The sequence below is a fragment of the Parabacteroides faecis genome (assembly GCF_014647375.1).
In the GTDB taxonomy this organism is placed as follows: Bacteria; Bacteroidota; Bacteroidia; order Bacteroidales; family Tannerellaceae; genus Parabacteroides; species Parabacteroides faecis.
Genome location: NZ_BMPB01000018.1, coordinates 81,873 through 97,903, shown reverse-complemented (window position 1 = coordinate 97,903; position 16,031 = coordinate 81,873). Strand labels below are relative to the sequence as shown.

The 16,031-nt window shown below is 39.9% G+C and carries 7 protein-coding genes and 1 pseudogene; 5 read left to right on the top strand and 3 right to left on the bottom strand.

What is annotated here, in order from left to right; genetic code table 11:
- The 5 genes and pseudogenes from IEY67_RS23320 to IEY67_RS23300 form a co-directional block, all read left to right on the top strand.
- Positions 1-3,051, top strand: a 3,051-nt coding sequence (locus tag IEY67_RS23320; protein WP_229801184.1) for a SusC/RagA family TonB-linked outer membrane protein, incomplete at its 5' end; no start/stop codon positions are given.
- Positions 3,052-3,079: 28 nt separating this feature from the next.
- A complete protein-coding gene (locus tag IEY67_RS23315; protein WP_122357344.1) occupies positions 3,080-4,732 on the top strand; it encodes a RagB/SusD family nutrient uptake outer membrane protein in 1,653 nt (550 codons plus the stop codon).
- A gap of 192 nt (positions 4,733-4,924) precedes the next feature.
- On the top strand, positions 4,925-6,136 hold the full coding sequence (locus IEY67_RS23310; RefSeq protein ID WP_122374161.1) for an ATP-binding protein: 1,212 nt from the start codon (positions 4,925-4,927) through the stop codon (positions 6,134-6,136).
- A gap of 249 nt (positions 6,137-6,385) precedes the next feature.
- A pseudogene (locus IEY67_RS23305) lies at positions 6,386-9,391 on the top strand (SusC/RagA family TonB-linked outer membrane protein); the annotation flags it as partial.
- A gap of 17 nt (positions 9,392-9,408) precedes the next feature.
- Positions 9,409-10,971 carry a SusD/RagB family nutrient-binding outer membrane lipoprotein gene (locus tag IEY67_RS23300; RefSeq protein WP_183670620.1) on the top strand — a complete coding sequence of 521 codons (1,563 nt, stop codon included), beginning with the start codon at positions 9,409-9,411 and terminating at the stop codon, positions 10,969-10,971.
- A gap of 126 nt (positions 10,972-11,097) precedes the next feature.
- Here IEY67_RS23300 and IEY67_RS23295 read toward each other — a convergent pair whose 3' ends face one another.
- Genes IEY67_RS23295 through IEY67_RS23285 form a run of 3 tightly spaced genes read right to left on the bottom strand, consistent with a single transcriptional unit; the run spans position 11,098 to position 15,780 of the window.
- Positions 11,098-12,558 carry a TolB family protein gene (locus tag IEY67_RS23295; RefSeq protein WP_183670623.1) on the bottom strand — a complete coding sequence of 487 codons (1,461 nt, stop codon included), beginning with the start codon at positions 12,556-12,558 and terminating at the stop codon, positions 11,098-11,100.
- A 12-nt stretch (positions 12,559-12,570) separates the two neighbouring features.
- Entirely contained in the window at positions 12,571-14,322 is a 1,752-nt protein-coding gene (locus IEY67_RS23290; protein ID WP_183670625.1) for a DUF6057 family protein, read from the bottom strand.
- A gap of 12 nt (positions 14,323-14,334) precedes the next feature.
- Positions 14,335-15,780: an ATP-binding cassette domain-containing protein gene (locus tag IEY67_RS23285; RefSeq protein WP_183670627.1), complete on the bottom strand. Its 1,446-nt coding sequence runs from the start codon at positions 15,778-15,780 to the stop codon at positions 14,335-14,337.
- Positions 15,781-16,031 lie beyond the last annotated feature (251 nt).

The window sequence follows — 16,031 nt, the reverse complement described above, 5'->3', positions numbered from 1 at the left end:
ACAGTTACTGATTTTGATGGTGCGTTCTCTTTGGATGTACCAAGTTCTGCAAAGACTCTGGTAATTTCATATGTAGGTATGGAAACCCAAGAATTGGCAATTAAGCCTAAAATGCGGGTACTACTGGAGTCCAGTTCACAGGCTTTGGAAGAAGTAATGGTCGTAGCTTACGGTACGGCAAAGAAATCAGCGTTCACAGGATCTGCATCTACAATGAAAGCAGAAAAGATTGCAGAACGCCAGGTTGCAAACGTTACAAATGCTTTGGCTGGTCAGGTAGCCGGTGTACAGGGTGTGAGTGCAAACGGACAACCGGGAAAAGCAGCTACTATCCGTATCCGTGGTATTGGTTCTATGAGTTCTAGCAGTTCTCCTTTATATGTAGTTGACGGCGTTCCTTATGATGGTGATATTGCAGCGATCAACCCGAACGATATCGAATCGATGAGTGTACTGAAAGATGCTTCTGCCAGTGCAATCTACGGAGCACGTGGTGCAAATGGTGTTGTATTGATTACAACTAAAAAAGGTACTGCCAGAGAAGCAGTGGTAACTGTCGATGCAAAATGGGGTAGCAATTCACGTGCCGTACCTCAATATAATGTAATGAAAGACCCTGCCATGTATTATGAAACAGCATACAAGGCTCTGTATAACAGCAAAGCTTATGCCGGAGGAAGTGCTGCGGATGCTCGTGCTTATGCATTGAAGAATATTTTCTCTTCAGACAATGGTGGAGTAGGATATCAGGTTTATACTACTCCTAACGGGGAAGATTTTATCGGTACAGACGGTCGTATCAATCCTAATGCAACATTAGGTTACAGTGATGGTTCTTACTATTATACACCGGATGACTGGTATGATAATACTTTTAATAAAGGAAATTTACGTCAGGAATATAACGCAACAGTATCAGGTGCTTCTGAAAAGATCAATTATTATTTCTCTTTAGGTTATCTGGATGATGCAGGTATTATTTCCGGTTCAGGTTTTACTCGTTATACAGGCCGTTCAAAAGTAGACTACCAGGCAAAGAGCTGGTTGAAGATTGGTGCAAATATGGCTTATACATATTATGACAGTAAGGCTCCGGATGCTCAGGACAAATGGGGTTCATCTGGTAACCTTTTCTATATTACCGACCTGATTGCTCCGGTTTATCCGATCTATGTAAGAAATAATGACGGCAGCATAAAGGTGGATAACCGCGGTTATACTGTTTATGACTTTGGTAACTCTACAGGTCAGGTTCGTCCTTTCATGCCTATGGCTAATCCGGGCGTAACTTTGGAACTGGATAAATTCCATGCATATACAGATGTATTGAATACTAAATTTTACGCAATCGTTGATTTGTATAAAGGCTTGCAGTTTACAGCAAATGTCGGTGTAAATTCAAGTAACCAGAGAAGTTCTATCCTGAACAATCCTTTTTATGGCGGAGCTGTTGGTTCTGAAGGTTATGTAAATGTTAAGAATGAAAGAAATATCGGTTTGAACCAGCAATATTTGCTTACTTATAAGCAAAGTTTCGGTTCACATAATATCGACGCATTGGTAGGTTATGAATCTTATAATCTGAAAATCCAGAAAATGGAAGGTTCAAACAAAAAACTTTATAACCCGTTCATTGGTGAACTTAGCAATGCTATCCAAACACCTCCGACTGTAAGTTCCTCTACGGATACTTATTCTACACTCGGTATTCTGGCTCGTGTTCAGTATGACTATGATGGAAAGTATTTTGCTTCTGCTTCTTATCGTCGCGATGCTTCTTCACGTTTCCACCCGGATCACCGTTGGGGTAACTTCGGTAGTGTTGGTGCTGCGTGGTTGATGAACAAGGAAGAGTTCTTCAAGGATCTGGATGCTACATGGATCGACTTGTTGAAGATAAAAGCCAGTTACGGTGTACAAGGTAATGACAACTTGTTGCTTACAGATGGTATTACTCCTAACTATTATGCTTATTTAGATCAGTATACTGTATCTAACAGTGCTGGTGATTTTGCAACATCATTTACTTACAAAGGTAATAAGGATATAACCTGGGAAACTTCATATAGTTTTAATGCCGGTCTTGAATTTACCTTGTTCAAAGAAAGATTGAGCGGTAGTTTCGAATATTTCAGCCGTAAGACAGTCGATTTGCTTTACAACCAGCCGGTGCCTATTTCATTAGGTTATTCAACGATCCCGATGAATGTTGGTTCTATGAGAAATGCAGGTGTTGAATTAGATTTGAATGCTGATATTATCAGAACGAAAGATTTAACATGGTCATTCAATCTGAACATGACTCATTATAAGAACAAGATTCTTGATCTGGCAGAGACAGCAAAGAATAATGGCGGTATTAAGAGTTCTGTAACTATCCGTAATGTCGGAGGTTCTTTGTATAACGCATATTTGGTTAAAGATGCAGGCGTTGATCCTGAAACAGGTAAGGCTTTATATTATGTAGATCCGGATAATGGAGACATGACTACTACTGATGATTTCAGTGCTGCCAAGCAATCAGATTTAGGTTCTACTTTGCCTAAGATATACGGAGGTTTCGGTACTTCTGTTCAATATCGCGGATTTGACGTTTCTGTAGGATTGTCTTATCAATTGGGTGGTAAAGTGTATGACTATTCTTACCAACAGTTGATGCACAGTGGTGAGGCAAATACAGCAGGTACTAACTGGCACAAAGATATTTTGAATGCATGGAGTGAAACCAATAAAGGCAGCAATATCCCTCGTATCAGCAGTGCAGATAAGAGAAATCAGGATTTGTCTTCGCGATTCCTTCAGAGTTCTAACTATTTGAGCTTGAATAGCGTGATGGTTGGATATACATTCCCGAAAAAATGGACAACTAAATTTATGGTAAATAACTTGCGTATCTTCTTCTCTGGAGATAACGTGGCACTTATCGCTTCCAGAAAAGGTCTTGATGCTCGCCAGAACTTAGGTGTTGCATACTTCGGTAATGATGATGCCGTAGGTGCAAAATATTCTGCACTCCGTAGTTTGTCAGGAGGTATCAGTGTTACATTCTAATTTATTGTAAACAAAAAAGATGAAGATTATGAAATTTATAAATAAATCATGGATATTAATTCCGGGACTGGTTTTGGCAACTGCCTCTTGTACAGATCTGGATACACAACCCGAAGGCGGAAATTCTACTTCTGACCAGAAACAGGAAATAGCGGAAGCAATTCCCGAACGTGTAGCAGCCGATTTGAGCGGTATGTACTTTTCAATCGGTAAACAGTATTGTGTGTATGGTGAAGATAATCCACGTGATGACGACTTCGGTTATCCGGCAGCTTGTTTGTCGCTGGATTTGAATGGAGCGGACATGGTGAGTGATGCCAGTGGATATAACTGGTTCTCCGTTGCCAGTGAATATGCGGATAGAATATATAATTATGCAAATCCGAATATGCGTTGGGCTATGATTTACAACCAGATTAAAATGGCTAACGATATTATCGCCACTATCCCGGAAGATAATACGGATAAAACACTTAATTACTATAAGGCACAAGCTATCGCAACCCGTGCATTTGATTATCTGACACTGGTTCAGCAGTATCAGTTCACTTATAAAGGAAATGAAAGTAAGCCGGCTGTTCCGATTGTAACAGATAAGGTAGAAGGTGATCTGTTGAATAATCCGCGTGCATCTGTTCAAGAAGTATATGACTTGATCATGGACGACCTGAATACAGCAATTCCTTTGTTGGAAGGATACAACAGAAAGTCTAAAAACGAGATCGATCAGAATGTGGCTTATGGACTTCGCGCTCGTGCAAATCTGGTTATGCAAAACTGGGCTGCTGCTTATGAAGATGCAACAAATGCATTAGGCGGATATACACCTTATAGCCGTGATGAAGTAAGCAAACCGGGGTTCGTTGATTCTAATGACCATAACTGGATGTGGGCATTGATTCTGACTCCGACCAATATGCCGGATGCTTATCCTTCATGGCCTTCTGTGATTTCTTCTTTCTCTGGTGATTCATATTCTTGTGGTGTTGGATGTTATAAAATGATCAATACGCTGCTTTATACGAAGATACCAGATACGGATGTAAGAAAAGGATGGTGGGTAGATGAAAAACTGGATTCTCCGAACCTGAAAAATGTATCTTGGAGAGGCTACGATGGACAACCTATCGGACCGTTGGTAGTTCCTGATGTAAAAATGGCATATCTTCCTTATACAAACGTTAAGTTTGGTGCTTATCAGGGTATTTTGGGGAATAACATCAATGCCGGTGACTGGTGTATGATGCGTGCAGAAGAAATGATCCTGATCCAGGCTGAAGCCAAAGCTATGAGCGGAGATCTCGGTGGTGGAAAACGTATTCTGGAAGATTTCGTAAAGAATTATCGTGATCCGTCTTATACAAGCAAAGCTACTTCTGCTACAGGATTCCAGGATGAAGTATGGATGCAGCGCCGTGTTGAATTGTGGGGAGAAGGATTTGCTTTATTTGATATCCTACGTCTTCAGAAAAATGTTGTTCGTTTCAACAATCGTGTCGAGAGTAACTTCCCGGATGGATTCAAATTTAATTTGGCTGCCAACAACGGTTGGTTGCTGATGCGTATCCCGCGTAATGAAATTAATGCAAACAACGGTATTTCGGAATCAGACAATAATAATGAAGGTACATTACCACAGAGTGGTGAAGGTGCAGGTCTGACTGATGGAGTTGTTGACTAATTAGAATTTGCAATATTATAGAAAAGAAGGTGTCCTCCGGGATGCCTTCTTTTTTTGTTCGCCCAAGCATGTTCCCCCTACTCAGTGAAGGATATCAGATAACCAAATAACTTTAATTACAAGTAGTATCTATTTCTTATAAGAAATAAAAGCACTATATTTGCTTTTGGTTTTACTTATAAGTAATAAAAAATGAAAACTCCGGAGTTCTATAATAGAGATTTATATCTTGATCGTATCAAACCATTTGTCAATACACAGATGATAAAAGTTCTGACCGGCCAACGTCGTGTTGGAAAAAGTTTTCTTCTTTTCCAATTAATGGATTATATACGCATCTCATACCCGCTTTCGGATATAATCTATATTAATAAAGAATTGTTTGAATTCGACAGCTTAAAAGACTATGCAGATCTGATAAATTATGTAACACAGAAACGTAATGATCCGAACAATAAATGTTTTTTGTTTATTGATGAGGTACAGGATATTGCGAGTTTTGAGAAAGCACTGCGACATTTCTTTGCAGAAGGAAGTTATGATATATATTGTACTGGAAGTAATGCTAATATGCTTTCAAGTGAATTGGCAACCTATTTAAGCGGTCGGTACATCGAATTTAAAATATATAGTTTGACTTATAAAGAGTTCTTACTGTTTCATAAGTTGGAAGATAGTTCCGATTCTTTCACTAAGTTTTATAAGTTTGGAGGTTTACCATATTTAATAAATCTACCTTTTAATGAATTACTGGTTTCGGATTATTTACGAAGTATTTATGATACAATTATACTTAAGGATGTAGTAAATAGATATAGTATAAGGAATGTCAGACAGTTGCAGGATTTAACAATATATTTGGCTGATACGATTGGTAATTTGTTTTCAGCCAATAAGATAAGCGAGTACCTTAAATCTCAACGTGTCGATTTGCCTCCTAAAACCATATTAGAATACTTGAATTATCTGAATAATGCTTACTTTGTAAAAAGGTTACGTCCGTCAGATATCCAGGGAAAACGTCAGTTTCAAATCGGAGAAAAATATTATTTTGAAGATTTGGGGATTCGACATGCGATCCGTCCTTTCAGAGCAAACGATATAGCACAAGTCTTAGAGAATATTGTATGCCATCATCTTCTTGTCAACGGCTACACTTTATCGGTAGGAAGGGATGGAGATAAAGAAATAGACTTCGTTGGTGTGAAAGATGGAGAAAAAATATATATACAAGTAGCCTACTCTGTAATGGATCCTAAAACTTATGAGCGTGAATTTGGAAACCTCTTAGCAATAAAGGACAATTATCCTAAGATGGTTATTACAATGGATGAAATAGAGGGTAGTTCATATGAAGGAATAAAACAGATCCCGATCCGCAAATTTTTGATGGAATTCAAATAACTTTCCCACTTTGTTAAACAGTTAGAAAACCTTGTATATCGGGTAGAATTTGAGTGTTTATATTTTAATATCAAATTCTACCCGATTTATTATATCTAATTTCAATAGTATATCAATTCGCTGATAATCAACACGAAAATACACTTTCAGTTTAATAATAAATCTCTAACAAATGTATTTTCCATATTAATAAACAAATAATATATAAACACATAACATGCTATTAATCAATAATTTAACAGCGCGCGTAGTTCTGCAAAGACTCTGGTAGTTTCGTACGTAGGTATGAAAAGCCAGGAAGTCGCTGTTCAACCAGTTCTAAACATCAGACTAACGTCTGATACTCAAAACCTTTCTGAAATCGTTGTTACAGCGATGGGGATTTCCAAAGAGAAAAAAGCGTTAGGATATGCTGTGCAAGACGTGAAATCCGAAGAATTGACTCAAGCAGCAAATACAAACTTAGCCGGAGCTTTACAAGGAAAGGTTTCAGGTATTGACATTGCACCGTCTTCCGGTATGCCTGGTGCATCATCCAAAATCACTATTCGTGGTTCACGTTCTTTCACCGGAGATAATACTCCATTATATGTCATAGATGGTATGCCTATCGCCTCTACATCCGATGTGAACACAGATAACATGAATACAGGAAGTGTTGCCGGTACTGACTATGCAAACCGTGCAGTCGACCTAGACCCGAATGATATTGAAAGTATCAATATCCTGAAAGGACAAGCAGCATCAGCATTGTATGGTATGCGTGCCTCCAATGGTGTGATCGTCATCACAACAAAAAGTGGTAGAGGGGCAAAGAAAGGTAAACCGCAAGTTTCCTTCAGTACAAATGTAGCTTTTGATAAAATCGCAACATTACCTGAATTACAAAGTGAATTTGCACAAGGTACTACAGGAAATTTCAATCCGTATTCAGGTTTCAGTTGGGGACCTAAAATTTCAGATTTAGCAAACGATCCCGTTTATGGTGGTAATGTTCAGAACGCATACACCAAAGACGGTTTACACCAAGGTCAATATTATGTGGCTCAACGTGCTGCCGCCGGTTTAGATCCCTGGGCAACGCCTCAGGCATATAATAATGCAAAAGATTTTTATAATACAGGTGTAACCTGGAGTAACTCGGTAAACGTTGCGCAGGCTTTCGATAAAGGAAACTACGCATTCTCGTTAGGTAATACCCATTCAGACGGTATCGTACCATCAACAGGCATGAACCGTTACAATGCCAAATTATCAGGTGAAGCCAAATTACACGAAAACTGGACAACAGGTTTCACTGGTAATTTTGTAACATCAAAAATAAAAAAACAAGGTACAGCCAACGATGGTGTCACAGCAACCGTATATACTGCACCTATCAGTTATAATATGGCCGGAATTCCTGCACATATCGAAGGCGATCCATATACACAAAATACTTTCCGCGAAGGTTGGATTGACGATGCAAACTGGGCCGTCGACAACAACTCTTTTACCGAACGTTCACAACGCTTTTTCGGAAATGCATTCTTAAAATATTCAACTAAATTCAATACAGAGGATCATAAACTCGATATCAAATACCAACTTGGAGACGATGCCTATACAACAAGCTATCTCGATATTTATGGTTATGGAAGTACAGGTACAGGAACGGGATTAGGCTATGCCCGTGATTATGGTTTTACCGTAAATGAAATGAACTCTCTATTGACTTTCACCTACAACTGGCATATTAATGATGATTTCAATTTTGATGCCTTACTGGGTAATGAGTTAGTTGACAAACGCATCAAAGATACGATGGCGGAAGGATATAACTTCAACTTTCCGGGATGGAATCATCTGAACAATGCTTCTGTATATAGCTCATCAGCTTCTTATTCCAGAAAACGTACAGTCGGTAATTTTGCGAGCCTGTCATTAGCCTGGAAAAACATGTTGTATTTTAATGTAACAGGACGTAATGATATCGTATCGTCTATGCCACGTGGCAACCGTTCTTTCTTCTATCCGTCAGTATCTTTAGGATGGGTATTCACAGAACTAGAACCGCTGAAAAACGATATCCTGACATTTGGTAAAATACGTGCATCATACGCAGAAGTAGGTATGGCAGGTGAATATGTGCCGACATATTATTACACACCCGGATATGGCGGTGGTTTCTTCCAGGGTACTCCCATCATGTATCCTTTGAATGGTGTCATGTCGTATATTCCTTATTATGTCGTTTATGATCCTAATCTGAAACCTCAGAATACAAAATCATACGAAATCGGTGCCGATCTTACATTCCTGAATGGCTTATTCTCTTTGAATTATACATTCTCCAGACAAAATGTAACGGATCAGATATTTGAAGTTCCATTGGCCGGTTCGACCGGTTCAAGCAGTATGATGATGAACGGTGGTAAAATGCACTCAAACGTACATGAACTCACACTCGGAATTTCTCCTGTTGATACAAAAGACTTCAAACTTGATTTTGCATTCAACTTCTCCAAAATAGACAACTATGTAGACGAGCTGGCTCCTGGAGTAGAAAGCATTATGTTGGGCGGATTCGTAACTCCACAGGTACGTGCCGGTATCAAAGATAAGTTCCCGGTAGTATATGGTGTAAGTTACTTACGCAACGAAGCCGGACAAATTGTAGTCGATGAAAACGGTATGCCGCAGGCTGGTGAAGAAGCCGTGATCGGAAAAGTGTCTCCAGACTTCCGTCTAGGTTTCAGTACAACCATAGAACTTTATAAGTTCCGTCTATCAGCAGTATTCGACTGGAAACAGGGAGGTCAGATGTATAGCGGTACAGCCGGAGAGCAAAACTTCTATGGCGTTAGCCAACTGTCTGCCGACTATCGTAAAAACGGGTTCACTTTTGGAAAAAACTCAGTAAAAGAGGTTAAAGACGCTAGTGGAAATGTAACCGGATATGCACCGAATGATATCCATGTTTCCGGAGAAAATGCAGAAACTTATTTCCGTACGGTAAGAGGTATAGACGAAGCTTATATTTATGACAACTCATTCCTGAAATTACGCGAAATAGCATTAAGTTATCCGGTTTATAACAAGAATAACCTGAATGTAAACGTAAATGTATTTGCACGTAATATCATTGTTTGGTCTGAAATAAAAGGATTCGATCCTGAAGCGACATTAGGTAATAATAATATGGCCGGAGCATTTGAACGTTTCTCTCTTCCGGGAACTTCCAGCTACGGATTCGGTGTCAATGTGAAATTCTAATAGTTAAAGAAATGAATATGAAAACAATTATAGGTTCCTTAAAAACTTTGACTGTCGTATCTTTCTCCCTGATATTTTCCGCCTGTTCAGAAGATATCATGGATAATATCAACAAAGATACCAGCCATACAAACAGTGTAGAAGGCAAATTCATCATGACAGATGTTATTACTTCTACAGCTTTTTCTAATGTAGGAGGAGACTTCAATACTTATTTCTCATCTTATATTGAATATGAAGTAGGTATCGACAACCAATTATACAATGCAGAAACTCGCCTAAACGAACCGTCTGCCGCATCTACATTCAATAATATCTGGAGTGGAACATATACCTCTTTGAAGAATGCACGTATAATTATCAATCAGTGTAACGAAGGTGGCCGCGACGAAGGAAATTATATTACTAAAGGTGCTGCTGAAGTTATGGCTGCTTATAACTCTGCATTATTAACTGATATGTTTGGTGATACGCCTTATAGTGAAGCTGCCGTTGTCGACGAAAACGGTTCTCCACTGTACATGACTCCTAAAATCGATAAACAGGAAGAAATTTATGCAACAATAATGACATTATTGGATGATGCGATCGTCAACCTGCAAAAAGAAGATCTCTCCCCATTAGGAAACTACGATTTACTTTACGGTGGCGATGCCGGAAAATGGTTGAAATTTGCTTATGGTCTGAAAGCTCGTTATACAATGCGTTTACTCAACCGCTCATCCGACAAGGATGGAGATCTGAAAAAAGTATTAGAATACACAGCTAAATCATTTTCTTCTGCAGCGGACCAGGCAGCCTTTGCTGTCTATGATGTAAACAACATCAACCCATTCTACGGATTTTTTGCATCACGTGCAGCTTTTGCAAACAGTGAAAGTTTAGGTGCAAAACTTAGCGAACGCAAAGACCCGCGTTTTACCCGTGTTATATTATCTCCGACTCAAGGAGGAAAGCGTATTCAGGTTACCGGAGCTTCCGATCCCAATTATGTTCCTGCTCCTAATGGTACTCCGGAACAAAATATGCAAAAATATGGTGTTTCAGCATTTGTTTATTCAGGAACAGCTCCCACTTTATTATTAAGTTTCCATGAAATAAAATTCCTGGAAGCGGAAGCTCTTAGCCGCTTAAACCGTACATCGGAAGCAGAAGCTGCATTAAAAGAAGCTGTGTCAAGTGCTATTCTTAATACGGAAAACAGTGTAGCTTCGGCTATCACTACATTAGGTTCAAACATAACTGTTACATCACAAGCTTTGACGGAAGAAGCAGCCAACAGTTATTTTGAAGCAAATGTGAAACCGCTGTTTGCTATCGATCCTTTAAAAGAAGTTATGTTGCAAAAATATTTCGCTTTCTGGGGAGCTTCCGGAGAAGCCACAGAATCTTTCAACGATGTACGTCGTTTAAAAGCAGAAGGTAAAGATTTCTATGCATTCAAGAACACAAAAAAATTCCCAATCCGTTGTCCTTACGGAAATAGTGACACATCTGCTAACCCGGAAGTAAAAGCTGCCTATGGAGATGGTCAATATATTTACTCAGAACAAGTTTGGTGGGCTGGCGGAAATAGATAATGTAAAAACATAAATTATATATTCACTAAAAATAAAACCGGTAAACTTCAGATTGACCATCTGGTTTACCGGTTTTATTTTTCCGACTTATTTATATTCAGTAATTACTTCTACAGGAATAAATCTTTATTTCGCAAACTTCACATCGATACCTTTATCTTCCTTAGCCTTTAATCCCAGGACTCTCCCTCCTACTTTCACCTTTCCGGTAATGAATTCCGGAATATTATAGGACATCATAAAACGGTCATAAAATCCGGTATCTTTTTGAGGCAGCAGAAAAGGTTTACAAGCCTTTCCGTTTTCATCTATATAAGCTATATAAGGGCGGGTATATAATCCGTCTATCCGGCGGCTGCTGAAGATAACCCAACGGCTGTTACTGCTCCAGGAATGATAACTCTCTACATCATCGCTATTCAAAATATCCAACGGTACACTTTCTCCGGTTGACAAATCTGCCATATACAGATCGGCATCTTTATGCCAAATAGAAAAATTACCATATCCGGATACTGTATACATTACATGTTTTCCATCCGGAGATACACGGGGGAAAGAAGCACTTTGCCCTGAAACAGTCGCATTATATAAAGTATCGACTACCGAACCGAAACTCCGGGTTTCGGGATCAAACCCGATAGAACACAAATTATATTTCACCTCGGAATATTCTTTCGGAATAGGACGTGCGGCAGCCGTACAGAAATAAAGAGTCTTTCCATCCGGAGAAAACGTCGGGAAAGTTTCAAAAGCATCCTTCGAGAATAATTTGGCCGTGGTGACAATTTCATGTTTCACCACGTCATATACAACCACGTCGGAAGCCTCATCGAACACTTCTATACGGTTCCTGTCATTTGCATGGAACCCCTGTTTGGTATTGTTTACGGAAAATGCCACATACTTTCCGGAAGGATGCCAGGACGGATATACCAAAGATGAAATCGTTTGCTCCGTTTTCGTATTCAGTTTCTCGATCTTATCCCCATCTACCAGGATCGTTCCCGGATATGTTTCACGCATATGGAACAACATCTTATCGGGATTTTGCATACAGAACGAATGACAATTCACACAGTTTCTGCCGCTCATTTTATTCTCGATGATCGGAGTCTCCGTATAGCTCTCCAGGTCACGCTGATAAAGTCCCATCTTGTTCCATAAAGTATATCCCGGAGCAATCAGGCGGTAAGCGATGTAAGGATCGACCGGTTCTGCTGCCACGCTCCATTTGACAGGCGCATATTCCAGCCATTTCCCTTTTTCTTTCACCCGGACAACCACCTCAACCTCATTTCCTGCAGCAGACGATAAAAGCCTCTTCCATTTAGAGGTTGGGAAAACAAATTGGTTATCCTTTGACTTCACTTCAATCCGCTGGTCAGAGTATGACAAAACGACCTGAGCATCCTCCATAGAATCCTTCAAAGAAAAATTCAAAGGAGCAATATTAGCAGGTATTGTTATATCGGCATAATCAGGAACGATGGCAGGCTTTCTATCCAATGTTTCACTAACCTGAACCGAATCCGAACATGAAAAAAACAAGGCCAGCAACGCTATATATTTATAATTTCCATTCATATCCCACATCTTTTATTTGAACATAAAATAAAACCAGTAAGTATCTCCGTAGGCCCTTCTCATCAGTCCGGGCAACGCATTTTTATTATTCCGGTTTGCCAGTACCTGTTTTTTATATTCAGCAAAACGTTGCATGACAGACGGAGAAATATCGAAACGTTTCCAGTAATCCGGTTCCGCTTCCGATAAAGTGATCACGGCTTCCTGGAAAGACTTAGGCAATGAAGGAAGAACATCCGTTCCGTAATAAGTCTCCAGCATATTTTTGAAACCGTCCATATTTTTTGCCAACAAATAAAGAGCTCCCAGATACTCGATAGCCGCTTTCTTTTCCGGATTAGCCTCTGCTACCATGCACAGATCTTTTTCCATATAGTTGATCTCGGAAAGATAATTTTCCTTCGGCAGGCTTTTACGCATTGAACCCAACACGGAGTCTTGCTCCACCGCGGTATCGTTATATAAAAACTTCCGGTGATCGTCAGCCCATTTTTTATAATAAATCGTATTCCCCAATATATTCAGATACTTCTCCGCAACCGGATATTCACCATAAATAAGGTTTGTCTGGACCAGTCTTTTCAGCATTCGCGGGTTACCCTCTCCGATTGCAGTCGCGTAAGCTTCAAAAGCCATCTCCTGCGCCATCGCCGAATTACCCATAGCAAAAGCAATATCACTTAACAAAGAAGATATCTGCTCTGTTTTATTCCAGCCGACCATCAGCCCCTGGGGACCTCTCTGGTCGAAACTAAACATACGATCGGCCAACTCCCCTTTCTGTGCCAAAGCCAGATTCAGATAACACATATTCAGATAATTCGTCAGCGTACCTTTGTTAGCATCCAGAATTTTATCCCATTGTTCCGTTCTTGCGTAATAATCCAACTCTTTTACTTTAGCCGACTTCTTATCTCCGTATTCCGGTATTCCCCACCAACATAATACGCATAAAAGAGCTAGCTGTAAAACACCTCCTGCTATCCATATTTTCTTGCCGGCCGCTTTCTTTCTTTTTCTCAGCAGAAAAGCCAGAATAAGAATTAAAGGGAACGAAATCCATGAATAATAGATAACCGTTTTGGGTTCCAGTGCCGTATGATAATAAGCATCCGGTAAAAAGGCAAAACGATACTCTCCCAACAGAGCGAAATAGACACTGCAAACACCACATAAAAGTCCCAATAGAACGGACAACGAAGACCAATAGAACTTCGGGGTTTTATTCAGGAACTCATAAATCAAGACAGATAAAGCGAACAAACATGCCACAGCTCCCGCCAGCCCATAAAGCAACGGTGTTGCAACAATCTCCACGATCATCCGCCATTTATCATTTGATATACGCAAGCACAAATAGAAGGCCAAAAGCATCAAATTGAACGCTATTGTTCCGAAAGCCAGATAATTAAAATCAAAATGCAGGAACATGAGCAAAATGACCGGAATCAGATAAAGCAAGAAGAAATCCGTATCCGGAACGATCCGGCGGACAATTCCCCTCATACCCATTCCCGTTAATAACAGTAATGCAGCCGTTATCCCTGCTCCGGCATACGGATACCTAAAGAACTGCACTAAAAATTCAGATAAGGTTAACGCAAATCCGCCCGGCATAGCCAGTTTACCGCAGATATAGTCACCGGTAAACTGAAACAACTGGCTTTGTTCAATAAAAAAGAAATGGAATCGACTGTATTCCTGTAAGAAAATGAACAAAGCAGCCAATATAACCAACCAGAAAGCTGTGATTTTCAATTTCATGGTTTTATGATTTTAAGCATGTTTAATCAATTCGAAGCGTTTATCGACACACGATGGTAACTCATGCGGATAATGGGTCACATAAATCAATGTCTTTCCCGGACGTGTGCAGAACTGCTCGATCACACGTGCCGCTTTTCGCTTATTACTGATATCCAGTCCGTGCAACGGTTCATCAAGGATGATCAAATCCGGGTCTTTCACAAAAGCCCGTGCCAGTAGAGCCAATCGCTGTTCACCGGAAGATAACGTCAGGAACGAACGGTCTTTCAACTCTTCAATTCCAAAAATACGCATCCATGTCAAAGCCACAGTCTGTTGCTCTTCCGTACATTTGCGATACAAACCGATAGAATCAAAAAATCCGGAACCGACGATATTCAATGTCGGAACATTCTCCATATAAAACAGATGCATCTCCGGAGAAACATACCCGATCCTTTTCTTTATATCCCAGATACTTTCACCAGAACCCCGCTTCCGGTCAAACAAATATATAGTATTTGCATAAGATTGCGGGTTATCTGCATAGATCAAACTTAATAAAGTGGATTTTCCTGCTCCGTTGGGGCCGAATAAAGCCCATTTCTCCCCGTTCTTCACTTCCCAATCCAGTTCTTTCAGGATCGTGCGACTACCATATTTTATAGAAACATGTTCCATACGGAACGTAACCTCATGTACAGACGGGGCTTTTTCCGATACGGGCAACGATAGATCATCAGGATGACCGGGGAACAAATGTGCCTGCAATTCCTTATCCGCCATAAAATCAACACGTGTCTGCGGTCGATAAGGTTTCCGGTTATGTATGGGAAGTACGTGGGTTATCATCTCCGGAATATCATCAGGATTCGACAACAACAGAATAACCTGCACATTATCCAGTTTAGCCATTTGTTGCAACAGGTTTACTAATACGTCACGAGAAGCAGCATCCAAACCGATAAAAGGATTATCCAAGATCAAAATACGCGGATGATTCAGCAAAGAGCGGACAATAAGGAATTTACGTAACTCCCCACTGGAAAGAAAAATAAGTTTTTTAGGCAGTAAGTCTTCAATACCGAAGAAAGAAAGTACCTGATGCAGATTATCCGTACCCGAATGATCCTTCAATATTTCTTCCACAGTCGGCACTTCGTCCGTTTCTGTCGAGTGCCAACGCTGCTGGTAATAAGTATTCCGGCAATCTGCTAATGAATAGATATCCTTAAATGCTATACTTTTGATCAAATTGCTGATTTTATCATCGTAACCGAAAGTCACTTCTCCCTCCTTCAAAGCAAACTTACGTTGCATCAGGTCGGCAATCAAGGTTTTTCCCGAACCGTTGGGTCCTACTATTGCCCACTGTTCCCCTTCATTGACCGTCCAGCTGAAAGGTTCAGCAAAACGCAACTCCGGCAAACGGGTTACTACATTATTTATATAAACTATCGCTTTATTCTTTTCCATTGTTCTTAATTTGTACCCCCAAAGGTAAATAGTTTATTTATAAAATTAAACATACCGGAATAAAAGGAGTCTCCAAATGAAAAGGGATCACTCATCCCGAGCAATCCCTTATTATATATACAGGCCTGGTATGTCTATGAAATTCTTACAAATTAGTTATTATAATGCCTGTAATTTCCCTACTCAACTTTATAAATCAATTCAATATATCTTGATCGTATGTACGATTTTTCACATTTAATTCAATCTGT

Bases quoted from the DNA above. Each gene is read 5' to 3' on its own strand.
- IEY67_RS23315 (WP_122357344.1), top strand. From the start codon at position 3,080: ATGAAATTTATAAATAAATCATGGATATTAATTCCGGGACTGGTTTTG.
- IEY67_RS23310 (WP_122374161.1), top strand. From the start codon at position 4,925: ATGAAAACTCCGGAGTTCTATAATAGAGATTTATATCTTGATCGTATC.
- IEY67_RS23295 (WP_183670623.1), bottom strand. From the start codon at position 12,558: ATGAATGGAAATTATAAATATATAGCGTTGCTGGCCTTGTTTTTTTCA.
- IEY67_RS23285 (WP_183670627.1), bottom strand. From the start codon at position 15,780: ATGGAAAAGAATAAAGCGATAGTTTATATAAATAATGTAGTAACCCGT.
- IEY67_RS23290 (WP_183670625.1), bottom strand. From the start codon at position 14,322: ATGAAATTGAAAATCACAGCTTTCTGGTTGGTTATATTGGCTGCTTTG.
- IEY67_RS23300 (WP_183670620.1), top strand. From the start codon at position 9,409: ATGAAAACAATTATAGGTTCCTTAAAAACTTTGACTGTCGTATCTTTC.